Raw genomic sequence first — 24,280 nt, 5'->3', positions numbered from 1 at the left:
CGCGTCGGCCACTCGAAACTTCTGAGCCTTGAGAGACTTAATGCCCTCTTCCATTCGCCCTTCACGATAACTGATAAGAAAACGCCCGGTTTCAAGACAATTAACGCCTCGCTCGAGAGCCGCCACAAGCAGCCGTTCAGCACCGCACGAAATTGTGGCTAATGAGTCACTCTTGCCAGTGGGGTTGCTTTCGCTTCCGTTGCTTTTAGATTTATTAGCCATCATCGCTTCCTTTCTGTTGGTTTGGCCGCACTAAAAACCAGCTGCATAACACCAAGCTACCAAAAACCGTATAAAGCAGCACAAACACCCACTCCGGCGCCGTGTAGTAAAGCAGGCTTTGCAACCAGTACTGAATGAAGGACCCCGTATAGGTGGCTGTACCGGCCTCTGCTCTCAAGGCCATTTCCCACGTAGTAAGCGGGCAAACCGCGCCCAACCAGGACTGCACCACTACATACCCAATAGCGGACAAATGCAAAATACGAAATCTCTTATTTCGCACCCATCGCCACCTTAAAAAATAACCGGCATAAATAGCCAGCAACCCGAAGACGACAAAGACAACAAACAGCACATGAACGACTAATATCGCATCCGCCATGAGTAGAAGTAGTGAAGGGGCCATATCTCTCCCAAGTAAAGCCTAGGCAGAGGAGGTAGCCTGTGTTTGCAGAGGCCACGAAACCTCTTAATTGCCGGTATGCTGAGCAAAAACCTCCTCGCCGGTTAAGTCTCTGGTAGCTTGAGAAAACGAGTAAAACGCTGGTTTTTGCTCAATAAATATCTGCTCCTCAAGCTGCCACTGGCCGTTATCCTCCAGAAGCCCCACAGGGATAGCATAGTGCCCGCCCTCTTTTAACCGATAAAACAGATGCGTCCCACACTGCTTGCAGAAACCGCGCTCGGCCCACTCTGAGGAACTGAAGATAGCAATATGCTCAGCCCCCTGGAAATCCACCTCGTTTTTGGACTCAACCGCAAACAGCGGCCCTCCACCCCACTTTCTACAAAGGCTGCAGTGGCAAACCGCTACATGGTGACTGTCTAAATGAGTTAAAAGCTGCACTTCACCGCAGAGACAGCTACCCCGATGCTCAATGTTGGATTGCATATGATCCTCCGTTAGATACGTAACACCGTCTATTCATGCTTAATAGAGCGAACCCTAAACCCCACCTTTTCTATATAGACAGTAGCAGGTTCTATATAGACAGTAGCAGGCCGCTTGGCTATGCGCTGTTAACGCGTAAAATTGCGCGATACGGCCTGCAGACCTGTTATCTACAGCGATATAAAACATCGTTGAGCGGGCATTTTTAATCGACCGTTTAGCGGCTTTATTGGGTTGCTCGGATACTTCCTTCTGACTGCCAAGCGTGCTTGCCTAAAATAGAAAACACATTTGATAAATACACAATTGTTAGCCATGGGCTTCCTTGGTAGGTTGATTTAAAACAACATAAAGGTGGCCCTTTCACCACCTGCGAACCAGGCGCTATGGACCTTCTACCTAACCTATTACGTGGAAGTACACAAAACGTCACCACCCGATGCTACGCCTCACACTAAACCGCTTCGGCCCACCTACCCCCTCGGCCATACACACGGTTTACTTGTCGTTGAGCGTTTGAGTCGCACATACTGCCTAGAGTAGCGCCACCAATAAAACGATAACCCTCTGACCGCGAAGACGAATATGACAACGAAGCTGAGTAAAGGCGCGCCAGAAAAGGCACAAACAATGAAGAAAAAACGCCCTATGCCGGATGTGTTCATCATCCTGTTTAGCTTTATGGTACTGGTACTGCTCGCCTCTTATATAATCCCCGCAGGAAGCTACGAAAGAACCAACAACAATGGCCTGACACAGGTCGCCACCGATAGCTTTCAGTACATTACTGCAGCGCCCCTGAACGTAATGGACCTGTTTACCGCTATTCAAAAAGGCCTGGTGGCGGCGGCTCCGCTGATCTTCTTAATCATGATGGTCGGCGGCGTGCTCAAGGTGATTGAGTCAACAGGCGCCATCAGCGCAGGTATTCACCAACTCATTAGCAAGGCCAATGGTCGTCGAAACGTTCTTATTTTTATCTTTTGCGCTACGTTCTCAACGCTTGCATCGGTTGGGGTAGGTGCCAACCTGGCCATTGCCTTTATTCCTATCGGGCTGTTTCTTGCCCGCTCAATGAAGCTTGACCCCGTTGTAGGCGTGGCCATTATCTTTTTAGGCTCCTACGCAGGCTTCGGTGCAGGCGTTTTTGACCCAACCGTTACCGTTGCCGGGCAAACCATTGCCGAGTTACCGCTGTTTTCCGGATTTATATATCGTGGCGTTATCTTTATTGTCTTTTTGACCGTTACCACGGTATACATCTGCCGCTATGCCAAACGTATCAAGCAGAACCCGGCTCATAGCGTGATGGGGGCAGACGCCTTTGATAACACCGAAGCCACACATGAGCCTGGCGCCCTGCCGCCCTTTACCTTTTCTCATAAGTTAGTGCTGCTGATATTTGCCGCTTCCTTTGTGTTTTTCCTGTACGGCGGTTTTAACTTCGGATGGGGAATCACCGAACTCTCTGCCACGTTTTTAATGGTGGGGATCGCCACGGCACTGATCGGCAGAATGTCTCCCAATGATTTTGTAAAACGCCTGATGAATGGCGCAAGCGAAGTCATGTACGGTGCGTTGGTGGTGGGTGTAGCCGCCGCTGTCATCGTACTGCTTAGACAAGCACAGCTCATCGACACCCTCGTGCATAGCGTCGCAAGCTCTTTAGATGGTCATGGCAAGATTGTCGCCATGGAGCTTTTATACGTGTTTAACCTGGTATTTAACGGATTGATTACTTCGGGTACCGGCCAGGCCGCTATCGTGATGCCAATTATGGTTCCCATTGGCGATATGCTGGAAGTCACCCGCCAGTCGACCTTCATCACCTTCAAGCTGGGCGATGCCGTTACCAATATTATTACTCCGCTTTCTGGCACCTTGATGGCGTGCCTGGCGATCGCCCGCGTTTCTTACGTGGAGTGGTTCAAATTCGTGCTGCCACTGGTATTGATTTGGATTGTCATCGGCGGCGCGTTTGTCGGGGTTGCCGTTGCGATTAACTACGGTCCGTTTTAAGCAGGTTCGCTTCCAAGCCACCCATAATGGGTGGCTTGGCATCTAACGGGCATGCGCTTAACGGTCAACGGCCGTCAGCTTCTCTTCCAGAACAACTAAAAACGCCTCGATATGAGCAGGCAGGTAGCGTTCAGCCATCACTTGTACTTGAAGGCTTCGCTGAGAAAGCTGGGGCTCGTGTAGCGGCTTTAAAACCAGCCCATCCTTGTGCATTTTACCGCTTACCGCCACAGCACTACACAACCCGATCATATTGGGATGCTCGCTGACCATGGTATAGGTCGCGCCCAGTGAATCGCAGGAGAAGCTTGGGAATACCTTAATACCGGACAAGCTACAGGCGACATCAAACAGATAGCGCATTGTCGAGCCATTAAGCGACATGGTAAGCGGGTAGTCGCATAAATCCTTTACATACAAAACGTCATTAACGGCCAACGGGTGCTCACTCGACATAAGGGCACTAATTGCGGCGTTATGGCTTGAAACCACCTTTACGCCAATATCCGGCGAGAGGCTAAAGGTTAAGGCGATATCAGCACTGCCTTCTTTTACCAATTCAGAAGCACGCGCTGAATCGGCCATCTGCAGATCAAACCGAATATCAGGATGCTGAGTAATAAAGCGCGAAATAACACTGGGAAGAAAGTGCCACGCCATGCCATCAGGGCAAGCCACCACAATGGTTTGGCGTTGGCGTGTCATTGCATCCTGCATCTCATCGATAACGCTATTAACTTCTAACTGGTTACGCAGTGCATAGGCGTTCAGCAGTTTGCCTGCTTCGGTTAACTGCATACCTCGCGGCTGGCGGTTGAACAGCTTGATATCCAGGCGCTGCTCAAGGTTGGTGATTTGGCGGCTAACTGCTGAAACAGCAACGTGCAACTCTTCAGCGGCAGCGGACAACGACCCCGTTTTCGCAACGCTTTGAAAGTAGCGCAAGTGGAGATCCTGCATAAAGGCCTCATTGATGACCTGCCTGTTAGGCTTTGTACGAAAACTGCTTACGCTCGCCCATACGGCGTTAAAAACCAGCTCAAAATACTCATTTACACATGTAAACTCCGTTTTTTTACTGATTTTTTCCTTGTCTGGCCTTCGCTCAGCGACTTTTCGTACAAACCCTGGCAGGGTGAATAGCGCTATCGGCAGCGATTCAAACATCTACCGATGATTTCTAATAGTTAGAAAGGTACTTTGAAATCTTAATGATTGCTGCAAACAAGAGCAAGGGCTAGGCTCATCTCAACGACCACTAAAAGCCCAATGATAAAAAGGCACACCATGACAACACCGCAGCGTTCAAAACGGGAACAGGCGATTCAGCTAGCGAGTGATGAGCTTTCAAACGGTAATTTTTATAAGACGCTGGCAAAACGTATTGCCATGCGCACAGTCAGCCAGGACCCCGCCTGTGCCGATACACTCAACGCGTACCTTGAACAAGAAATTGGCCCGCTGCTTTCAAGGCTGGGCTTCATCTGCCAGATTATCGAGAACCCGAAACCCGGTTTTCCTCCCCTGCTGATTGGGGAGCGCATTGAAGACCCCGCCTACTCTACGCTGCTGCTTTATGGCCATGGTGACGTTACCGATGGCCAGGAAGAGCAATGGGCGAACGGTATTGACCCCTGGGCGCTAACCTTTAAAGAAGGCCGTGTTTATGGCCGCGGCACCGCCGATAACAAGGGCCAGCACAGTGTCAATTTAACCGCGCTGGAAGCTGTGATTAACGCTCGGAAGGGTCGGTTAGGCTACAACGTAAAAATGCTGTTTGAAATGAGCGAGGAGATAGGCTCACCAGGGTTGGAAGAGACCTGCGCTGCCTATCATCAAGCGCTTAAATCCGACCTTTTTCTGGCCTCTGATGGCCCCAGAATCCGCCACGACATGCCCACCCTCTTTTTGGGTTCTCGCGGCGTTGTTCAACTCAAGTTGTCGCTTAACACCGGCAATGGCGGCCGCCATTCCGGCAACTGGGGAGGGGTTATTACCAACCCGGCGGTTGTGCTGTGCAATGCGCTCGCCACGCTACTTTCCCCGAGCGGCAAAATTCTGGTCGACTTTCTCAAGGCGCCGTCTATTACAGAAGACGTCTCCCGGTTAGTGCGCGACTTGCCAGTAGGCGGCGGCGCCTCCGACCCCACGATTAACCCAGCGTGGGGTGAAGAAGCCCTGGCGGATGGCGAGCGTTTATACGGGGCCAATACGTTTGAAATTCTTGGCTTAAGCGCGGGCAGAACCGACAAGCCTGTCGGCGCGATTCCAGAGCACGCGGAAGCGGTACTACAGCTGCGCTTTGTAAAAGGCACCGACTGGCAAGCGGTGGAGAGTAACCTGCGCCAGCACCTGGATGCCCATGGCTTTAACGATATCCAGATGACGTTTTTAGGCGGTTACGCGGCGACTCGGTTGGACCCCAATCACCCGTGGGTAAATTTTGTTGCTCAATCGGCCGAGAACAGCCTGAATGAAGCGCCCCATATTTTACCCAACCTGGGCGGCACGATTCCCAATCACTGCTTTTCAGACGTGCTTAATCTGCCTACCGTTTGGCTGCCCCACTCCTATCCGTCATGCAATCAGCACGCCCCCGATGAGCACTTGCTGGAAACCATTGTCGAGCAAGGGCTAAAACTAGCCGCCGGGATCTTCTGGGATTTAGGCGAACCTCAAGCACAAGCGCTAACCACTCATGACGCGGCAAAGGCATATTAAGTGATGGAAACTCCAAAAAAGAATAGCGTTGATAACGAAGCCATCCACTGGGACCAGGATATCAGCTACGGACAATACCTTGACCTTGAGCCCTTGCTGGCTTGCCAGAACCCGGCCTCTGAAGAGCACGATGAACTACTCTTTATCATGATTCATCAAGTGTCGGAGCTATGGATCAAGCTCTGCTTGCACGAAGCCCACGCGGCGGCCAGGCATATTGCCGATGACAACCTGAGCCCTGCGTTCAAAATGCTCTCACGCGTCTCTCGCATCCAGGAACAGCTCATCAACGCTTGGGAAGTGCTGGTAACGATGACGCCCGCCGATTACTTGAGCTTTCGGGACAGCCTTGGGCAAAGCTCGGGCTTTCAATCCTATCAGTACCGGGAAATTGAGTTTTTGCTGGGTAACAAAAACGCCAAATTGATCGAAGCTCACCGTTCAAAGCCCAAGCACTACCAAAAACTCCAGCATGCGCTTAATTCGCCCAGCCTTTATGACGTCTCGCTGCAGCTACTGGCCCGCCGGGGTTTTGATATTCCAGACAACATCACCCATCGCGACTGGAGCATTCCCTACACCGCGAGTAGCGACGTCGAAGCAGTGTGGATGGAGATCTATCGCAACAGTGAAAAGTACTGGGACCTATACGAACTGGCCGAAAAGCTGGTGGATGTCGAGTTCAACTTCCAGCGCTGGCGCTTTAACCACATGAAAACGGTGGAGCGCATTATTGGCTACCGACGTGGCACCGGTGGCTCGTCGGGCGTGAGCTACCTGGTCAAGGCACTCGACCTGCAGTTCTTCCCGGAACTTTGGAGCGTAAGGACATCTATTTAACGACAAGCACCCAATAAGCCTTACCCCACTTTTCATCTGTGTGACGACATTTTTGCTGGAGTACCGATATGCGCGTGAGCCTGGATACCGTTCGTGAACTGGACCGCCAAGACCTACTGGCAGATTTCAAACGCCACTTTTCCCTGCCAGAAGGTGTTCTCTACCTGGATGGCAACTCGCTTGGTGCGCAACCGGTCGCGGCCAAGCAAGCGGTTGATGACACCATGGAGCAGTGGCGCACCCAGCTGATTAAAGGCTGGAACCAGGGCTGGTTTGATGCGCCCGAACGGCTGGGAAACCTGCTCGCCCCGGTGATTGGTGCTCAGCACGGTGAAGTGGTGGTCACGGACAACATCACGCTCAATATTTTCAAACTGTTGGGCTATATCCTCGGCAAGCGCCAGGATGATTGCCGCACGGTACTCAGTGAAGGCGGCAACTTCCCCACTGACGGCTACATTGCCCAAGGCTACTGCCGGGTTAGCGGCTGTGAACATCGCTTTATGCCCGAAGGTGACGACCTGGCCGCGCACCTGGAAGGCGTGGCTGTGGTGGTGCTTAGCCAGGTCAACTATCGCACGGGCAAACTGCGCGACATGGCAGCCACTACTCAACTGGTTCATGAACATGGCGCCGAGGTCATTTGGGATTTAGCCCACTCTGCTGGCGCGCTACCTGTCGATCTTAACGGCGTGGGCGCGCGCTATGCCGTAGGTTGTACCTATAAATATCTGAACGGCGGCCCCGGTGCGCCCGCTTTTCTTTACGTGCACCGCGACCACCTGGACAGCACGTGGCAACCGCTCTCGGGCTGGCATGGCCATACCTCTCCTTTCGCCTTTCAGGCCGACTACGCACCCGCCGATGACATCTCGCGTTTTCGTACCGGCACACACTCAGCGATTATTTACGCAGCCCTTGAAGCATCTTTAGCTATCTGGTCTGACGTCGATATGCAGGCCGTGCGTGAAAAAAGCCTGGCCATGAGCAATCTGTTCCGCGAGTGCCTGGCAGATATTTTTGAGGCCCACGGTATCGAGGACATTACCCCAGCAGCCGACCAACGTGGCAGCCAGGTATCACTGGTAGATGCCCAAAACGGTTACGCCATTGTGCAAGCGCTGATCGCGCGTGGCGTGATTGGTGACTATCGGGAACCGGGCTTAATGCGCTTCGGCTTCACCCCGCTCTATTTAAGCTACGACGATGTGTGGCAGGCCGCGCAGCACTTCCGCGAGGTAATCGAAAGCGGCGAGTATCAAAACCCTGAATTTCACGTGCTTAGCGCCGTTACCTGATAGAGAGCACGCATGACAGAGCTAACGCCGGATCTGGCCTACTCACCGAGCCATTTTGCGTCAGAGTTTGAATCCACTCTTACACGTCAGGCGGATGCCGGACGCACGCTAAGGGACCGCCACCCACCGATAACGGTCGCCTATGGCGACCACCCGGCGGCGTGCCTTAACCTGTTTATTCCGCAGGGAGAAGGCCCGTGGCCTTTGATGGTATTCATTCACGGTGGCTACTGGCAGGAGCTTGACCACACTGCCACGGATTTTCTGGCCGAGCGCTATCTGGCACGGGGAATGGCCTTCGCCTCAATTGGCTATGGCTTAGCCCCAACCCACACCATTGAAAACATGATGACTCAGTGCATTCAGGGGCTAGAAGCGGCCTACCACGCGCTGGAAGAAAGCGGCGGTGTGTGGTCCATCACCCTGGGAGGCCATAGCGCGGGCGCCCAACTGGCTTACTGGGTAGCCGTTAGCGGCAGGGTTCCTATTGATAAGCTGGTGCTGGTCAGCGGTGTTTATGACCTTACACCGCTGGTAGAAACCTACGTTAACGCCCCCCTAAAGCTGACCAAATCACAGGCACGCGCACTTAGCCCTCAATTTGGCGAGCTGACCGCGCTGCCCACCTGCCAGGTTGTGATTGCCGAAAACGACCCGCCCGCGTTTCATCAGCAGGGACACAATTTTATAGCGCTGCTACGCGCAGCCAACGTTCAAGCAGAGCTGATTGAGCTGCCGGGATGCGATCACTTTGATGTGCTGGAGTATTTGTAAGCGCTAGCCGAGCTCACAATAACCACGCCGTTACTTTCTAGCGACGGCATGGAATTTTAATACCACTGTCTCTCAAAAGCCTGCTTTCACGTCCGCCCGGCTAGTTTTCAGATGACTTGTCATAGGTCACCTTGCATCGCCTAACTGGTTAAAATTAAACACGCTCTTCATCGCGCAGCGTAAGCACCTCAACACCCTCGGCCGTCACTGCCACCGTATGCTCCCACTGCGCGGATAACGACTTGTCGCTGGTCACGACGGTCCAGCCATCTTTTTTGATTTTTACCTTGGCTTTGCCTTGGTTAATCATGGGTTCGATGGTGAATACCATGCCCTCTTTCAATACCACGCCGTGCCCTGGCTTTCCGTAGTGCACGACTTCCGGCTCTTCATGCATTTCCTGGCCGATGCCGTGGCCGCAATATTCACGCACCACCGAGTAGCCGTTCTGTTCCGCATGCCGCTGGATCGCATGGCCTACATCACCCAGTGTTGCCCCCGGTTTAACCGCGTGGATGCCCTTCCACAGCGCCTCATAGGTTTTATCGACCAGGCGCTTGGCAATAGGCTTTACCTCACCCAACATGTACATCTTGCTTGAATCGGCAATATAGCCGTTCTTCTCAAGCGTGATATCAATGTTAACGATATCGCCTGATTTTAGCGTGAGTGTCTCAGAGGGAACGCCATGACACACCACCTGGTTCACAGACGCATTCAGCACATATTGATAATCGTATTGCCCTTTGCTGGCCGGGCGAGCCTTTAGCTCATCAACGATATAACGCTCGGCCCAATCGTTGATCTGCATGGTGGTGACACCCGGCTCGATTAACGTATCAAGATAACCAAACACCTGAGCCAGCAAGCGTCCTGCTTCGCGCATCAGCGTCAACTCTTCTGCACTTTTCAGCGGTACGTTATCCACCGATCACCTGCCTTACTTCAATGTCTGCCTGTTGCATCTGCTCGCGCATAATGTCGGTGAAGGTCATGCCTGGATTAGTCTCTGCCAGCATGCCCACTTTAATCCAATACTCCGCCTGTGCGTTGATCGAACGCACCATGACCGAGCTGGCTTTACGAATATCTTCGTGTAGCTGGTCGTTGATTTTTACGATACCCATGGAATGCCTTGATATATGAAACGTATATAAAGCATATATTAAGATAAAAACACGCAGCAAGCGACCTGGTTAAGCCGACGTTCTCTAGGAGTGATTTTTTCAACTGTAGGCACATTACTGGCGATGACGAGCGACAAGCGCGGCAAACGGTTGATAGCCTTCTTCAAGCGCAGGGCTCGATAGATTAGTGACGCCCAAGAGTAATCCTTTTCGCGCATTGGCTTGCGTGGCGTACCAGGGAGACAACGGCGCCGGTGCCAGGTTAAAGGCCGCCGCCGCTTCGGCAATGCCAACATCGTCAGTGTCATCAGCCAAGGGGAGCAACAGCGACAAGCCCGCCATATGATTGACTGAAACCGTGCTGCCCATGAGTGCAAGCAGCGCATTCCGGCGCTGTATATACAAACGCTTCATACGCCGAATATGGCGCAAGTAATGCCCGTCGCGCAAAAACTCCGCAACGGCCAGCTGGCTAGGCAGTGCAGACGCGGGTGACAATGCAGCGGCCGTATCTCCCGCGCGCTCCGACAACCTCGCAGGCACCACCATGAAACCAAGCCGCAACCGTGGGCTGATGGTTTTACTGAAAGTACCCATGTGAATCACTCTTTCGTCATGGTCCAGCGAGGCCAGTGCGGGCGTTGCCTGGCCGCTTAACTGCAGCTCACTTAAATAATCATCTTCGATGATCCAGCTATCGTTTTCTTTAGCCCATACTAATAACGCCTGGCGGCGAGCCAGCGACAACTGCATACCCAGCGGTGCTTGTTGGCTTGGCGTCACAATCGCCAACCGCGCCTCCGCAGCAAGCGCTATCCCTTGCTCCACACAAATCCCCTGGTCATCGACCGGAACAGGAACCGAGGTAAAGCCTGCCAAAGACAAAGCGTGCCGATTGAGTGGATAACAAGGGTCTTCAACCCACACCCGCTTTGAATCCGGGCGCAACAAGTGCAATGCCAAGCCCAGCGCACCCGCATATCCATTGGTGATGATGATCTGGTCTGCAGAGCAAAGCAGCCCGCGAGCCACGGCCAGATAGGCAGCAATTTCCTTGCGTAGTGTCTGCTCTCCGCGTGGGTCTGGGTAACGCAGTGACTCGGCCACCGCCTGGCGTGAACCGCGCTGCATGATGCGAGACCACTGCTTAAAGGGAAAGCCATCTTGCGCAGGCACCCCCACTTGAAAAAGCCTGGGCGCGCTTTCCAAGTCCTGATAGAGATCAGGCAGTGGCAGCCGAGAGGCCTCAACCACCACTTTTGGTGCCGCGGGTAGCACGGCGCTAACGAACGTACCGGCGGCCCCTTTTGAGATGACTAACTGATCATCGCTCAGCCGATCATAAGCCGTTTTAATAGTGCCTCGTGAAACGCCCAGTTGCGTGGCAAGATCACGCCATGAAGGCAGCCGTGCGCCCTCATATAAATGCCCTTGTCGAATGGCATCAGCAATGCTCGAACGCACCTGCTCTGACAAAGACTGCTCGCCTTGGCGATTAAGTGAAAAACGAAGTTTACTCATCCCTCCATGGTACATAGAAACCTATCAGTCTTGGTGCTTTTTTTAGACCATGAAGCCTCTCACAATCACTATCTACTCTACACTTTTACCGTTCTAAATCTTTGTGCCAGTTCTCGAGCTAGTTCTTTATGCCGGTTCTTGAGTTAGCTCTTTACCTTAGCTCTTTACGTTAGCTCAGAACGATTTGCCAAAAGGATGAAATCAATGCGTATAGTAAACACGAAATGTTCAGCGGCGATACTGCTCGCCATGTTGGTCGGCTGCTTCGGTTCGGCACACGCCACCGAGACCTCTGAGCAACCAGACGCCGATCAAGCCTATGATCAAGATGCCGACGGTGAACAGCGTGCCAGAGCGGCTGGCGAGTCCTTAATTGGTCAGCCAGGCCCCGAGCTAAGCATTACCACGCTGGATGGTGAGACTATTGATCTAAGCGCGCTATATGGCGAAAAACCCGTGTATATAAAGTTCTGGGCAACCTGGTGCGTGCCCTGCCGCCAGCAGATGCCCGGGTTCCAGGCATTTCAAGAAGCGCATGGTGATGATATCCAAGTCATCGCCGTGAACACCGGCTACGCTGATACCGAAGAGTCTGCGCGTGTCTATCGCGAGGAAATGGGCCTGACCATGCCCATCACGGTAGATGACGGCACGCTAGCCGAAGCGCTGAATCTACGCGTTACCCCGCAGCACGTTCTGATTGATCGCAGTGGTCACATCACTCACATTGGTCATCGTGACGATCAAGCCCTGGAACAGGCGCTACAGGCAGTGCTTGAACCCGCTGATCCCAACTCAGCAGCGACCGAAGGAGCCGCCGTCAAGGATATCGACGCCAACGCTTTAACGGTGGGCGATACGGTGACTCACCTTGATGTCACCACGCGTGACGGCACTACTATCGACCTGACTCGGAAGACGACAGACAAGCCACTGGGTGTGGTGTTTTTTGCCACCTGGTGTGAGCCTTATCTTGCCGAGAGCCAGCCAGAAACCTCCACCGCCTGCCGCCGCGTACGCGAAACCGTCAACCAACTGAGCGAAGACCAAAGCGTACAGTGGGTAGGCATTATTTCTGGTCTTTGGACCCAAGAGTCCGATGTCGAAAGTTATCTTGACACCACCGAGACGGCGATACCCGTGTTGCTTGACGCCGAGGGCGAGATACACCGTGCGTTCGGCGTTCAGCAGATACCCACCGTTGTATTAATTGATGCTGACGGCAAGATAACCGACAAACTTGGACCACAAGACACCGCATTAGGCGAAGCCGTCGAGCGCCTCAGCCAATAAGCGTAAGCCACTCCGCGCAAGCCATAGCGCGTCCCCCCCCTTTCTTTACTGGAGCAGCCCGCCTCACGCGGGCTGATAGCCAATGCCCACGTTCCTTTATCGCTATTTTGTCCTTTTCTGCCTAGTGTTAATGCTGACTCCCCAGATCGGCGCTGCACAGGAATTTCCCGGCATCTCGGGCGAAGTACTGATTAAGAGCACTCTGATAGCGGAAACAGATCAACCGGCACCTGGTTCCTCCAGCACGTTAGCCGTTTTCATGGAGCCGCAATCAGGTTGGCATGGGTATTGGAAACAGCCGGGTAGTATTGGCCTACCACCGCAATTCAATTGGCAATTACCGGAAGGTGTCAGCGTAGGCGATGCTGCTTACCCGGTACCGCAGACGCTAATGACTGGCGATCTGATGAATCATGTCTACGAGCACCCTTATGCACTATTGCTGCCCATTGAAATAGACGCCTCTGTACCCGCTGGGACCTCTCTGCCGATTAGCGTTGACTTCAACTACTTGGCTTGTCGCGCTGATGCCTGCATTCCAGAGGAAGCATCGCTTGCCACTACGCTGGTCGCAGGCGATGGCCACATTACGCCTGAGCGCAAAGCACGCTTCGATGAATGGCGGCGCGAGCTTCCCAGGCCTCTCGGTTCGCAAGCCAGCTTTGCGACGACCGACGATAACCAGCTGCGTTTAAGCATTCCCTTGCCCACCAGCGTGGAACTAAACGATCCACACTTGTTTGTTGCCACCGATAACGTGGCTGATCCCGCGTCTGAGCAGGTTTTTAATCGTGAAGGCGACACATTAATTATTGAAACCCAGTTGGCAAAATACTGGCAGACAGACAATCCACCTGACGAGTTCGAAGCGCTTCTGTCACTGGGCAATGGAACCGGTTTAGCATTGGTTAGCCGTAGTGATGGTGCGCCAACGCCAAACACAAGCACAGCTGGCGTACAAAGTAGTTCTACATTACTACTGACCGCATTTCTCGGCGCCGTACTGGGCGGCGTTCTGCTCAATATCATGCCCTGCGTTTTCCCTATTCTCAGCCTTAAGGTCCTTAGCCTTGCACGCCTGTCCGGTGGTCAACGCGAAGCCCGGCGTGAGGCGCTAGCCTATACCGCCGGTGTGGTCCTCGTTTGCTTGATCCTGGGCGCAACGATTATTGCTCTGCGCGCAGCCGGTACTCACGTTGGCTGGGCATTCCAGTTGCAAGACCCACGGGTCATTGTGGTGCTTACACTGTTGACTGCCGCGATTGGTTTTAACCTGGCAGGCCTTTTTGAACTAGGCTCCATCAATGCTGGCTCCAAACTGGCTAACCAGGAGGGCATGGCCGGTGCTTTCTGGACGGGCGTACTTGCCGCTTTTGTCGCAACACCTTGCTCCGGCCCATTTATGGCCACAGCGCTTGGCGCCGCCCTGGTACTCCCTACGGTTGCCGCACTGATGGTTTTCGTAGGCCTGGGCCTGGGCATTGCCTTACCGTTTTTGCTGCTTGGTTTCATACCAATGCTTCGCCGTCGCCTTCCTCGGCCAGGCCCTTGGCTTGCCACCTTTCGGCATATCATGGCCATCCCAATGTTCCTAACCGCTTTAGCGTTAGCTTGGGTGCTTGGCCGCCAGCTCAGCAATAACGGCATGATTGCAAGCCTCGCTCTGATCTTACTACTGGCGATAGGACTTTGGTTCACCGGCCTGCGCCAACGCAACGGCAAGCGCTTGGTCTGGGTACCGGCAGCACTCGCGGCCGTACTCGCGCTGACGGGAAGCATCCTCGTTCCCGGCTCCTTTGCGGGGCACGAAGCGCCCATTAATGCCGCCGAAAATTCACCCGCTACACGCACACTCGACTTTGACGCGGACCGCCTGGCCGAACTTCGGCAACAGGAGAAAACCATCTTCGTCTACTTTTCCGCAGACTGGTGCGTCACTTGCCATATGAACGAACAGCAAGCCATTGATATAGCCAGCACGCAACAAGCATTTGAGCAGGCAGATGTGATCACTATGAAAGGTGACTGGACCAATGGTGACCCAGCTATCACCGCTTTTTTGGAACAACACGGCCGTTCAGGGGTACCTCTCTACTTGTGGTACACGCCAGACCAAAACGAGCCTGAAGTCCTTTCACAGATTCTTGCGCCAAATGTGTTATCGACGTTAGCGGGCAAGTCTGGTTAACCCGCACGGTTAACAGGTGCTGGACAGTTAGCAGGAGAACCGTGCAATAGGTCGATGCCCACCCTGTGAAAAACCATCTCGCACACACCTTCGTATGTTTTCATGCGAATTCGCAGATCAAGCAGGCGACCTGCGGCACATGCCTGTTCGTTAATATGATCCTGTAGTGAACTCTCCCCTAAGCCAAGCCTGCTTGGCAGAAACTCAGTCAGTCGGGTTATCCGAAAGGTGAGCTAATAATTCCGCATTGTGCCGGGTATTATCCTGAGCTTCAGTTTAGCTCTCAGCCGTTCCTTAACACGAGCCTTCTATGCACGATCTCATGCTGTATCTTTTGCTCCTGATTGGCACTTTTTTGATTGCTGGCGTGGTGAAAGGTGTCACTGGAATGGGGCTGCCAACCGTCGCGATGGGTTTACTTGTTATAGCGATGCCACCGGCGAGCGCTGCTGCCCTTCTCGTTCTGCCCTCTTTAGTGACCAATGTCTGGCAGCTGTTTTCTGGCCCATCGATTACACAGCTGATGCAGCGGCTCTGGCCAATGATGCTGTGTATCTGCTTGGGCACCATCGCTGGTGCTGCCTTATTAGTCCGCGTAGACCCACTCTGGTCTGGGTTTGGGCTCGGCGTCGCTTTGATTGTCTATGCCGGTTATACGCTGCTTGCCCCCGCCTTCTCCGTTTCCACGTTCCTGGAGCGGTGGCTTTCTCCGGTTATCGGCTTGATAACGGGAGTCGTCACTGGCGCAACAGGTGTATTCGTGATGCCAGCAGTGCCGTACCTTGCCTCGCTTAATATGAGCCGGGAAGAATTCGTGCAAGCCCTGGGCTTATCGTTCACCATTTCCACGCTTGCACTAGCATTAGGACTGTTCGCCCATGATGCTTTCCAGGTCTCGCAACTAGGCACGTCCGCCTTGGCGATTATTCCTGCGCTGATCGGAATGTGGGCGGGTCAATATATACGGATGCGGATTAGCCCACAGCGGTTTCGTCAGTGCTTTTTGCTCTTTTTGATAGTACTAGGCCTTGAACTTGCTAGCCGTCCGCTTTTATGACGAGCAAGAATCAAAAGCCGCCTTCCACCCGTAAGGCTTCGAAGGCGGCGGGCGGCCACGTAGAGCGATGGCGTTAGCCAATATACTGTTTTGTTGTAGTGACCGTACCGTAAGCAAAGGCCAAGGCTGCCATGATCGTTGCGTGAACCTGAGGCGCTGGCACCGTCACGCCATCGAATTCAAGATCCAGCGTGGCGCAGGCATCGTGGATAATCGTCGTCTTGTAACCCAAATCCGACGCTGCACGGCTGGTGGCATCGATGCACATGTGGCTCATTGCGCCAATAATGACGACCTCCTCAATATTTTGCTGGTCCAACAGCTCTTGCAAACCGGTCTCACGAAACGAGTTAGGAAAATGCTTCACTAGTACCGTTTCCTCGCCCAACGGCGCGACTATGGGGTGAATGGCTACCCCTTGCGTACCAGGGGTGAAAAAAGGAATGTCTGGATCGGCAGATTCATGCTGAAAATAGACGACAAGATCGTTTGCCGACCGGGCATGTTCAATGATGTTAGCTGCGTTCGTGGCAGCCTCTTCAATACCGTTCAACAGCAGCTTGCCGCCGGGGAAATATTCATTTTGGATATCGACGACAATGATTGCGCGATGACTCATATTATCAATCCTTTTCAGTAGCGTTTGCCAATAGGCTGACAAGAAGAAGTAGGCCGCTATATAAAGAAGCGGCCCTTGGGATTAGAAGGAAATGACCTCACCATCGGCGGGAATAAGTACGTGTTCCTGAATTCCCTCTTGCTGCACGTAATCGGCCAGTTCGTCACGGCTTAGCGTCATATGGTTTACGGCATCCATATGCACCGCGATAATGGTGGCATTCGGGGCCTTCTGATGGGTACGCAGCGTATCTTCCTTACCCATAATGATGGGATCACCTTCGAAACCGTCTACCTCGGCAGCACCGGTATTCAACACGATCATCTCTGGGTTGTAGCGCTCCATTGCCTGCTCGACCTCATAGCGCCATACGCTATCGCCGACTAAATACGTCGTTTTCTGCCCCGGAGCTTCGAAGACGACACCCATGATGTCACCCAGCGATTGCGCCAGCTCAGGAACAGCATAGAGAGCATCGGAGCCATGCTGGCCGCCCGTCTTGTGAAGCTGTACGCCGCCAAACTTGGCGCTGTCCTCAAGGATGCGCACATCGCTGAACCCCTGAGAGCGAATCAGCTCGGCATCGGCGGCATTCTGAGCGAACAAGGGAATGTCCTTCGGTAACTGCTCCTGCGCGGCGGCATCCCAGTGGTCGAGGTGCGTGTGAGTGACGATGACGGCGTCTATATCGCCGATCACATCTTCCACCGGCATTGGTAACCCAACCAGCGGATTACGCAACTCGCTACGGTAGGTATCTTCAAAGCCCGGATAGGCGCCCTGCTCGGCCAGCATAGGATCAATCAGGAAAGTGGTGTCCCCATAGGTGATTTTCACCGTCGCATTGCGGATCTGCTGCACCTGCTGTGTTGCCTCCTGAGAGAGCGAGTCCGCGGATGCGCTATGAGCGATAAGGGTCGTGGCGATGGCGAGAGAACTAGCGAGGGTCTTGATGAGCATCTGTGTACTTCCTTAAATTCGTTACGGGTAATGGCAAGTAGTTTAGAGAGGCTCGATCAACAAAAGAATTGGCCTGAAAGACATTTATCGAAACTTTTGGGCCATGATGCTACTGTTTATAAAACGCATAGCAGGAGTCGCACTTTGTCTCTACCCAATGTCGGCCTAATCCTTCACCCACACTTCAGCCCCTTCCACTTCTCCGTGCCCTATATGGTATTTGGTATAGCGTTGTCCGATCGCACGCTGTTCAATCTTTCCATTGTGGCACCTGGGGGAAATTCCATCGAAGGCGAACGGGCAATGACGGTGAAGCCCGATGGCGGTTTAGAACTGTTGGATAACATGGATATTGCGATAGTGCCTGGATGGCACGACCTGAATGAAGCACCGCCGCCAGAGTTGTGTGAGGCGCTCGTCCGCTGTCATGAGCGTGGCGCTCACGTCGTGGGGCTGTGTTACGGCACCTATGCGCTGGCTTACGCCGGGCTGTTGGATGGCAGGCGGGCGTCGACCCACTGGATGGCCGAGCAAGATTTTAGTGGCCGCTTTCCCAACGTTACGCTGGACACCAATGCGCTCTATGTGGAGGAAGACCGTCTAGTGACGTCGGCCGGTACCGCTGCTGGTCTGGATTGTTGCTTATTCCTGGTGCGCGAATACTATGGCGCGCAGGTTGCCAACAAGGTGGCCCGGGCCATGATCGTTCCGCCTCATCGGGAAGGTGGGCAAGCGCAGTTCATAGAGCAGCCGGTTGCCGCCTCAACCCAAGATGCGCATATCAATCGCCTGCTCGACTACCTGCGCGAAAATTTATCGGCATCGCACACGATTGACGAGCTTGCTGAGCGCACCGCCATGAGCCGACGCACCTTTACGCGAAATTTCCAAAAAGCCACCGGCATGACCGTCGTGGCGTGGCTGGTGAGCGAGCGGCTACGGCGTGGGCGCGAGCTTTTGGAAACCACCTCGTTGTCGGTAGAAGCGATTGCAGAAAAGGCGGGCTTTCATACAGCGACGTCTTTCCGCCAACATTTCCGGCAGCGCCATCAGGTTAGCCCACGTGATTGGCGCAAAACCTTCGGCGGCAACGCCTGACGATTAACGCTTAGATCTAACATTCCAAACACTGCACACAAGCTAATGTGATTGCTATTTTCCAACATGTCTATAATACTGGACATATGGAAATTAAAAACGTCACGGCCAGTTTTAGTGCCCTTTCTCAGGAAACGCGTCTTGAAGCCTTTCGGCTTTTGGTACGCCATGAGCCCGAAGGGCTTCCTGCGGGGGAAATTGCGCGCCAGTTATCGGTGCCCCATAACACGATGTCGGCGCATCTTTCAGTGCTTTCACGGGCAGGATGGGTCAGCTCCCATCGGCAGAGTCGTTCCATTATCTATCGCGCTAATCTCGGCCATATGCAACAAATCCTGGGCTTTATGGTTCGCGATTGTTGTGCGGGACACCCAGAGATTTGCGAGCCGCTTCTGACGGCCTTTACTGAATGTTCTCTCACTACCGAGAAGGAATAACCCTTTTGAAAACGACGATTTATCACAACCCCGCCTGCGGCACCTCGCGCAATACGTTAGCGATCATCGAGGCGTCCTGTGAGACACCGCACGTCATCGAATATCTAAAAACACCACCCAATCGCGAGCGGCTGGTCGAGCTGATCTCGATGATGGCGATTACCCCAAGAGAGTTACTGCGCCGCAAGGGCACGCCTTTTGAAGAGCTCAATCTCGATGATCCAGCGTTAAGCGATGATCAACTGATAGACGCCATGATCGCGCACCCCATCCTGATCAATCGCCCCATTGTGGTAACGGAAAAAGGCGCGCGCCTGTGCCGCCCTTCAGAGCGTGTACTCGAATTATTGGCCAACCCAGTCACGACGTTTACCAAAGAAGATGGTGAGGTAGTGCATTTCGAGGGAGGTCAGTAGTGAGTCACACGGGCAGTTTCGATGATCTACCTAATATCGATCCGCAAAAGCTTCAGCCGATTGACGTGGACGTATTGACGGGGCCCGATGCGCCGCATCATTCCCCCAGGATTCTGGTGCTTTACGGCTCTCTGCGCGAACGCTCTTTTTCACGCTTGGCGTCCGAAGAAGCGGCGAGGTTGCTGCGCTGGTACGGCTGTGAAGTACGTACCTTTAACCCTTCGGGCTTACCGCTACCAGATGATTCAGAGGCCGATCACCCGAAGGTAAAAGAGCTGCGCGACCTTGCCCAGTGGTCCGAAGGCATGCTCTGGGTCAGCCCCGAACGGCATGGTGCGATGACGGGCATTATGAAAACGCAAATCGACTGGATACCGCTATCGCTCGGCGGTGTTCGCCCTACTCAGGGTAAAACGCTGGCGGTGATGGAAGTGTCTGGCGGCAGCCAAAGTTTTAACGCCGTTAACCAGATGCGAATCCTCGGGCGTTGGATGCGCATGATCACCATCCCTAATCAATCCTCTGTACCTAAAGCGTTCACCGAATTTGACGATGCCGGACGCATGAAGCCCTCACCTCTCTATATGCGTCTCGTCGATGTATGCGAAGAACTGGTGAAATTCACCTGGTTGACGCGCGACAAGTCCGCTTATCTTACCGATCGCTATTCAGAGCGTGTCGAGAGTGCTGAAGAGCTCTCTCGCCGCGTTAACCAAAACACTCACTGACGTAAGGTCCTTTCATGTTGGCACTGGCCATTTTTGTCGTCACCCTGGTGCTGGTGATCTGGCAGCCTAAAGGTTTGGGTATCGGGTGGAGCGCACTGGGCGGCGCGTTAGTGGCACTGCTCATGGGCGTGGTGCACTTGGCTGATATCGTTGTGGTGTGGGACATCGTCTGGGATGCCACCTTTACGTTCGTTGCCCTGATCATTATTTCGCTGATTTTAGACGAAGCGGGGTTCTTCGCCTGGGCCGCGCTGCACGTGGCGCGCTGGGGCAACGGACGCGGGCATCTACTGTTCCCGCTGGTCGTGTTACTCGGCGCGGTCATTGCCGCCTTCTTCGCTAACGATGGCGCCGCCCTACTGCTAACGCCCATTGTGATCGCTATTCTGTTGCGCCTGAAATTTGAGCCGCCTGCGGCGCTTGCCTTCATCATCGCGACGGGATTTATCGCCGATACGGCCAGCCTGCCACTGGTGATCTCTAACCTCGTTAATATCGTCAGTGCTAACTACTTTGATATTGGCTTTGATCGCTATGCGGCGGTTATGGTGCCGGTGAACCTGGTGTCAGTAGCGGCTACATTGGCCGTGCTATGGATAGCCTTTGGCCGCCGTATTCCTAAACACTACGCCGTCGAAAACCTCGACCCACCGCGCTCAGCCATAAAGGACCCGCTAATCTTTCGAGTGGCGTTTCCGCTGCTGGCGACACTTCTGATCGCCTACTTCGTGACTGCTCCGCTAGGCATTCCCATCGCCTTTGTAACGGGTACAGCCGCCGTGCTGCTAATGGCAATTGCCGGGCGCTGGTGGCAAGCAGGCCGTGGCGCCACCGTCTCCGTATCAGGTGCGTTGCGCGGCGCCCCTTGGCAGATAGTGCTGTTCTCAATCGGCATGTATCTCGTCGTTTACGGGCTGGGTAATGCAGGGCTGACAAATTATGGCGCGCTGGCGCTTGAGTGGCTGGCACAACAGGGTAACTTTATCGCCACGCTGGGCACCGGCTTCCTTTCCGCCATCGTCGCCTCGGTAATGAACAATATGCCCTCGACACTCGTCGGCGCGCTGGCAATCGATCAAGCGAACGTGCCTGCCGTCACTCAGGAATTGATGGTCTACGCCAACGTGATTGGTAATGACCTGGGACCCAAGTTCACCCCCATTGGCAGCCTCGCCACCCTGCTCTGGCTACACGTGCTAGCGGGCAAGGGATACAAAATTGGCTGGGGCCAGTATATGAAAATTGGGTTGCTGATCACGCCGCCAGTGCTACTGGCGACGCTGGTTGCTTTGGCGCTTTGGTTGCCGGTGTTGTCTGCGGGGTGAGTGTATAGGGATGTAGGTTGGATGGAAGCTAGGCAGGGTTTCTGCCTGGCTTCTGGTATCGGCCAGAAGCGGCCTTTTGGTGACACTGACATAGCGGTTTAACGCCGCCATCACGCGCTAGTCGTGCGCATGGCCTTGTTACATAGTTGCACCGAACAAGGCCGTATAGACCTCGTCGATACAGTCAAATTCTCTAAATTCACCCTTTGGAAGGACTCTGATATTCGGCCTTTCGGCCTTAAACCCGTCCCCGTTGCCCTTGGTATGCTTTGCGATTTTGAGCCCGTCAAGGGCTGGAAGCCGTTCGCCTGGTTGCGACCCAAAGAAGAGGAATGGACCAAGCTCTAACGTATCTTCGTTAAAGTAAATCCAGAGAACACACCCAGATGGCTTATCAGAAAGTCTTGTATGGACTTTCTGGTTGGCGGTTCTGCCGCCAACGTATGAAGCCTTTAGCTGTATATGCCTTACTATTCCATTGTCCTCCGCTATTACATCGTAGCCAGCATTATCAACTTCTGGGCTGGCTACCTCTAGCGTGCAATTAGAACTCTTCCAAGAGAGCTTTAGCAGCTCGCCAATAAATAGATGCTCTATGAGCTTTTCTCGAAATGATGAGTTCTCAGTGTGATTCACTTACTTTTCCCATGTAACGAGGCTGTAGAAAAACCCGATCCGTTATAGCCCTGGATTGTGCCCTTGCTTGTCGTCATTTTGGCACTTTCGTTATCGGTCATATTGCTCTTCACTTCCTTGATTCGCTTCCCCCGGCCCATCCTTGGACTGTGCGTCTTTAGGAAACGATCCAGTTTGTTCATGGCGGCATCTAGCGAGATAATCGTCTTTGCCTGCCGGATATCCCTATCCAGATAGGCTTCCGTCTCGGCCTCATCACGCGCGTAGCGTTCCAGTAGGTGATGCCGAATCAGGCCTCTCAGTTTCTCACGTTTCTCGTCCAATTCTTTGAACGTACCCGGCCACTCTTTGGAGGCATCGGAGGACATCTTGCAGCCATCAATCGCAAAGAGTTCGTTACCCAGCAAGCCTTGTTCGTGGCACACCAGCAGCACTTGTTCAAACAGCGCTTCAATCTCATCGGCATGGCGACTGACGAAGCTTGCCAGTGTGGTGAAGTGGGGCACAGTATCGCAGGAAAGGGCTTTGAAAATAATATTGGTCTCGCAGCTCCACTGCATCTCGCGACTGGAGGTGATGCCTTTTGAGTTAAGCAAGCAGGATAATCTTAAGCAGGATAGCCGGATCATAGGCCAGCCGACCGGTCGCATCGTTGCAGTACTTGGGATGAAAAACGGATAAGTCGAGCTTGTGCTCGATCAGGTAGTGTACCGCGTGTTCAAAGGTGCCTGGCTGGAGCTGATCCTGGTAGTTGATCACCACCATGGCATTCTGATCGTAGTTATAAGCCCTGAAGCGCGGCATGCTGACCACTCCTCGTCTGTTTCCTCGATCCTACCAAAATTTAGCCGTCAGCGAAGTTTTTCTACAGCCTCAACGCTTGCTTAAGGGGCGCCGTAGGCGTCCCATTTGAAGCACTTGTTAGCCGCTGATTTGTTTGTAAGTATCACCGACTTTAACAAATGTCCTTCTTTTGATCCTCATTGGCTCGTCAATTAATGCTTGCACAGGGATGATTTGACTAATATCTGTTAAATCACCGACATTGAACTCAAAAGCTCCTTTGCTATTCAAATACCTACCTTCTACACCGAAAGAAATCCTAAATTCCATTTGCCATGAATATTTAGAATCTTTAGTGTATAAACCTATCGCCCCCGAATAGTTTTCTAAATCTTTGTAGCCCACCAATCCATATCCGTCATGGAAAAGCTTAGAACCAAAAGCGGAAGCCTCTTGAGCCAATGCTGTATTGATGCGTTTTGAGAATTCTGTAGGATTGTTTATCAGAAGCATATGTGAGCCAAATTCAAGAAATCGCTTATCAAAGATAATCTGATTGTCTATTTCACCTGGAATCACCCCGTCTTGGCCATCAGCCAATGCCCCCATACAAAACAGCATAGTATTTTTTGGTCGCGGAAACTTCGCTGTAAGTATTGCTTCAGAACCTAGGTCCAGTTCCTCTCCATTATTTAGCTTAAGAGAAAGAGTAGAGAAGCCTTTTTCATTTGGCCCAGCACGTAAGATACCATATACCTTTTCCAGTTCATCGACTCTTAGTGCTAGTGACTCTTCATCTGTTAAGTTAGAAAAATAATCCAAGCTATTCATATACAAAAGACCTTTCTGCATTTGCAGAATCCTTTCATATGATGAAACTTTGAATAATAACCAAAACTCAGTTTGTGGTGGTTCTGACTCAAAAAAAACTTGGCTACTTTCAATTTTCATATTTGACTCGATGCTGAACTATGGTGGCGGCTAACAGGTATTAGATAGCCCGCTCTTTTATTGACTTGAACGAGTGGAGTGGGCGCGTTCAACATTTTTATACCACCAAATCAAGTCATTGTTTTTTCGATGTTTTTCGCTGTCGTGGCTATACAATACCAATAAACGAGCATGCTGCCTTTGCCAGCATGGCCGCTTTGGGTCGAGCCCTGACCATGAATTAACCTTAGCACATGACGAGCGTGAATTGAGCCATTCTTTGACCTCCACCTGTTGGAGGATCATGCCATGAACATTCCGACTGAAATCTCATTTACACCTTGGAATAAAGGCAAGTTGGTTGGGCAGAAGGCGCCTCTGCGTCTTAGAGATATT

Annotated in this window: 23 protein-coding genes and 2 pseudogenes; 13 read left to right on the top strand and 12 right to left on the bottom strand. The window is 52.9% G+C overall.

The features are described from left to right. The 3 genes and pseudogenes from ACT3TJ_RS16355 to ACT3TJ_RS16345 all read right to left on the bottom strand — a co-directional run. Positions 1-222 (bottom strand): annotated as a pseudogene (locus ACT3TJ_RS16355) (S8 family serine peptidase); the annotation flags it as partial. Further along, positions 215-628, bottom strand: a complete 414-nt coding sequence (locus ACT3TJ_RS16350; RefSeq protein ID WP_444622584.1) for a DUF2784 domain-containing protein — start codon at positions 626-628, stop codon at positions 215-217. The gene ACT3TJ_RS16350 and the pseudogene ACT3TJ_RS16355, both read right to left, overlap by 8 nt. Positions 629-691: 63 nt before the next feature. Continuing rightward, complete coding sequence (locus ACT3TJ_RS16345) at positions 692-1,114, bottom strand: GFA family protein (RefSeq protein WP_444622585.1); 423 nt, start codon at positions 1,112-1,114, stop codon at positions 692-694. A 585-nt stretch (positions 1,115-1,699) separates the two neighbouring features. Between ACT3TJ_RS16345 and ACT3TJ_RS16340 the strand changes: the two genes are divergently transcribed. Beyond that, positions 1,700-3,133: a YfcC family protein gene (locus tag ACT3TJ_RS16340; protein ID WP_193054139.1), complete on the top strand. Its 1,434-nt coding sequence runs from the start codon at positions 1,700-1,702 to the stop codon at positions 3,131-3,133. Between the two features lie 57 nt (positions 3,134-3,190). Here the strand turns inward: ACT3TJ_RS16340 and ACT3TJ_RS16335 are convergent, their stop codons facing one another. Continuing rightward, the gene (locus ACT3TJ_RS16335) at positions 3,191-4,093 is read right to left on the bottom strand and encodes a LysR family transcriptional regulator (RefSeq protein ID WP_444622586.1); all 903 of its coding nucleotides are present in this window, start codon (positions 4,091-4,093) and stop codon (positions 3,191-3,193) included. A gap of 327 nt (positions 4,094-4,420) precedes the next feature. On the opposite strand from ACT3TJ_RS16335, the gene ACT3TJ_RS16330 reads away from it, so the two are divergent. The 4 genes from ACT3TJ_RS16330 to ACT3TJ_RS16315 all read left to right on the top strand — a co-directional run bounded on the left by ACT3TJ_RS16330 (position 4,421) and on the right by ACT3TJ_RS16315 (position 8,766). Further along, entirely contained in the window at positions 4,421-5,854 is a 1,434-nt protein-coding gene (locus ACT3TJ_RS16330; protein ID WP_444622587.1) for a M20 family metallopeptidase, read from the top strand. A 3-nt stretch (positions 5,855-5,857) separates the two neighbouring features. Further along, on the top strand, positions 5,858-6,694 hold the full coding sequence (gene kynA / locus ACT3TJ_RS16325) for a tryptophan 2,3-dioxygenase (RefSeq protein ID WP_444622588.1): 837 nt from the start codon (positions 5,858-5,860) through the stop codon (positions 6,692-6,694). Between the two features lie 68 nt (positions 6,695-6,762). Further along, entirely contained in the window at positions 6,763-7,992 is a 1,230-nt protein-coding gene (kynU, locus tag ACT3TJ_RS16320) for a kynureninase (RefSeq protein ID WP_444622589.1), read from the top strand. Positions 7,993-8,004: 12 nt separating this feature from the next. After that, entirely contained in the window at positions 8,005-8,766 is a 762-nt protein-coding gene (locus ACT3TJ_RS16315) for an alpha/beta hydrolase (RefSeq protein WP_444622590.1), read from the top strand. Positions 8,767-8,920: 154 nt separating this feature from the next. Here the strand turns inward: ACT3TJ_RS16315 and map are convergent, their stop codons facing one another. The 3 genes from map to pdxR all read right to left on the bottom strand — a co-directional run bounded on the left by map (position 8,921) and on the right by pdxR (position 11,414). After that, entirely contained in the window at positions 8,921-9,694 is a 774-nt protein-coding gene (gene map, locus ACT3TJ_RS16310; protein WP_172116455.1) for a type I methionyl aminopeptidase, read from the bottom strand. Next, positions 9,687-9,893 carry a ParD-like family protein gene (locus ACT3TJ_RS16305; RefSeq protein ID WP_444622591.1) on the bottom strand — a complete coding sequence of 69 codons (207 nt, stop codon included), beginning with the start codon at positions 9,891-9,893 and terminating at the stop codon, positions 9,687-9,689. The genes map and ACT3TJ_RS16305 overlap by 8 nt, the downstream gene beginning before the upstream one ends. 114 nt (positions 9,894-10,007) lie before the next feature. Then, on the bottom strand, positions 10,008-11,414 hold the full coding sequence (gene pdxR, locus ACT3TJ_RS16300) for a MocR-like pyridoxine biosynthesis transcription factor PdxR (RefSeq protein WP_444622592.1): 1,407 nt from the start codon (positions 11,412-11,414) through the stop codon (positions 10,008-10,010). Positions 11,415-11,618: 204 nt separating this feature from the next. Here pdxR and ACT3TJ_RS16295 point away from each other — a divergent pair, with 204 nt between their 5' ends. The 3 genes from ACT3TJ_RS16295 to ACT3TJ_RS16285 all read left to right on the top strand — a co-directional run bounded on the left by ACT3TJ_RS16295 (position 11,619) and on the right by ACT3TJ_RS16285 (position 15,952). Continuing rightward, complete coding sequence (locus ACT3TJ_RS16295; protein WP_444622593.1) at positions 11,619-12,707, top strand: TlpA family protein disulfide reductase; 1,089 nt, start codon at positions 11,619-11,621, stop codon at positions 12,705-12,707. Positions 12,708-12,789: 82 nt separating this feature from the next. Then, positions 12,790-14,895 (top strand): protein-disulfide reductase DsbD family protein, encoded by a 2,106-nt coding sequence (locus ACT3TJ_RS16290; protein ID WP_444622594.1) that lies wholly within the window; start codon positions 12,790-12,792, stop codon positions 14,893-14,895. Positions 14,896-15,205: 310 nt separating this feature from the next. Beyond that, positions 15,206-15,952, top strand: coding sequence for a sulfite exporter TauE/SafE family protein (locus ACT3TJ_RS16285; RefSeq protein ID WP_444622595.1), 747 nt, complete (start codon positions 15,206-15,208; stop codon positions 15,950-15,952). A 73-nt stretch (positions 15,953-16,025) separates the two neighbouring features. Here the strand turns inward: ACT3TJ_RS16285 and ACT3TJ_RS16280 are convergent, their stop codons facing one another. Both ACT3TJ_RS16280 and ACT3TJ_RS16275 read right to left on the bottom strand, forming a co-directional pair. Continuing rightward, positions 16,026-16,571, bottom strand: coding sequence for a cysteine hydrolase family protein (locus ACT3TJ_RS16280; protein WP_444622596.1), 546 nt, complete (start codon positions 16,569-16,571; stop codon positions 16,026-16,028). An 81-nt stretch (positions 16,572-16,652) separates the two neighbouring features. Continuing rightward, the gene (locus tag ACT3TJ_RS16275) at positions 16,653-17,531 is read right to left on the bottom strand and encodes an MBL fold metallo-hydrolase (protein WP_444622597.1); all 879 of its coding nucleotides are present in this window, start codon (positions 17,529-17,531) and stop codon (positions 16,653-16,655) included. 144 nt (positions 17,532-17,675) lie between these two features. On the opposite strand from ACT3TJ_RS16275, the gene ACT3TJ_RS16270 reads away from it, so the two are divergent. The 5 genes from ACT3TJ_RS16270 to ACT3TJ_RS16250 all read left to right on the top strand — a co-directional run bounded on the left by ACT3TJ_RS16270 (position 17,676) and on the right by ACT3TJ_RS16250 (position 21,535). Further along, a complete protein-coding gene (locus ACT3TJ_RS16270) occupies positions 17,676-18,629 on the top strand; it encodes a GlxA family transcriptional regulator (RefSeq protein ID WP_444622598.1) in 954 nt (317 codons plus the stop codon). Between the two features lie 86 nt (positions 18,630-18,715). Further along, entirely contained in the window at positions 18,716-19,066 is a 351-nt protein-coding gene (locus ACT3TJ_RS16265) for an ArsR/SmtB family transcription factor (RefSeq protein ID WP_444622599.1), read from the top strand. 5 nt (positions 19,067-19,071) lie between these two features. Then, complete coding sequence (gene arsC, locus ACT3TJ_RS16260; RefSeq protein ID WP_444622600.1) at positions 19,072-19,482, top strand: arsenate reductase (glutaredoxin); 411 nt, start codon at positions 19,072-19,074, stop codon at positions 19,480-19,482. After that, the gene (gene arsH / locus ACT3TJ_RS16255) at positions 19,482-20,210 is read left to right on the top strand and encodes an arsenical resistance protein ArsH (RefSeq protein ID WP_444622601.1); all 729 of its coding nucleotides are present in this window, start codon (positions 19,482-19,484) and stop codon (positions 20,208-20,210) included. The genes arsC and arsH overlap by 1 nt, the downstream gene beginning before the upstream one ends. 14 nt (positions 20,211-20,224) lie before the next feature. Further along, complete coding sequence (locus tag ACT3TJ_RS16250; RefSeq protein ID WP_444622602.1) at positions 20,225-21,535, top strand: arsenic transporter; 1,311 nt, start codon at positions 20,225-20,227, stop codon at positions 21,533-21,535. 138 nt (positions 21,536-21,673) lie between these two features. Here ACT3TJ_RS16250 and ACT3TJ_RS16245 read toward each other — a convergent pair whose 3' ends face one another. The 3 genes and pseudogenes from ACT3TJ_RS16245 to ACT3TJ_RS16235 all read right to left on the bottom strand — a co-directional run bounded on the left by ACT3TJ_RS16245 (position 21,674) and on the right by ACT3TJ_RS16235 (position 23,905). Then, positions 21,674-22,171 (bottom strand): hypothetical protein, encoded by a 498-nt coding sequence (locus tag ACT3TJ_RS16245; protein ID WP_444622603.1) that lies wholly within the window; start codon positions 22,169-22,171, stop codon positions 21,674-21,676. Positions 22,172-22,439: 268 nt separating this feature from the next. After that, positions 22,440-22,975, bottom strand: a pseudogene (locus ACT3TJ_RS16240) (transposase); the annotation flags it as partial. Positions 22,976-23,092: 117 nt separating this feature from the next. Continuing rightward, the gene (locus ACT3TJ_RS16235; protein WP_444622604.1) at positions 23,093-23,905 is read right to left on the bottom strand and encodes a hypothetical protein; all 813 of its coding nucleotides are present in this window, start codon (positions 23,903-23,905) and stop codon (positions 23,093-23,095) included. Between the last annotated feature and the right edge of the window lie 375 nt (positions 23,906-24,280).

Source organism: Halomonas sp. AOP30-A1-24, from assembly GCF_052378165.1.
Classification (GTDB): domain Bacteria; phylum Pseudomonadota; class Gammaproteobacteria; order Pseudomonadales; family Halomonadaceae; genus Vreelandella; species Vreelandella citrativorans.
This window is presented reverse-complemented; position numbering and strand designations above follow the sequence as displayed.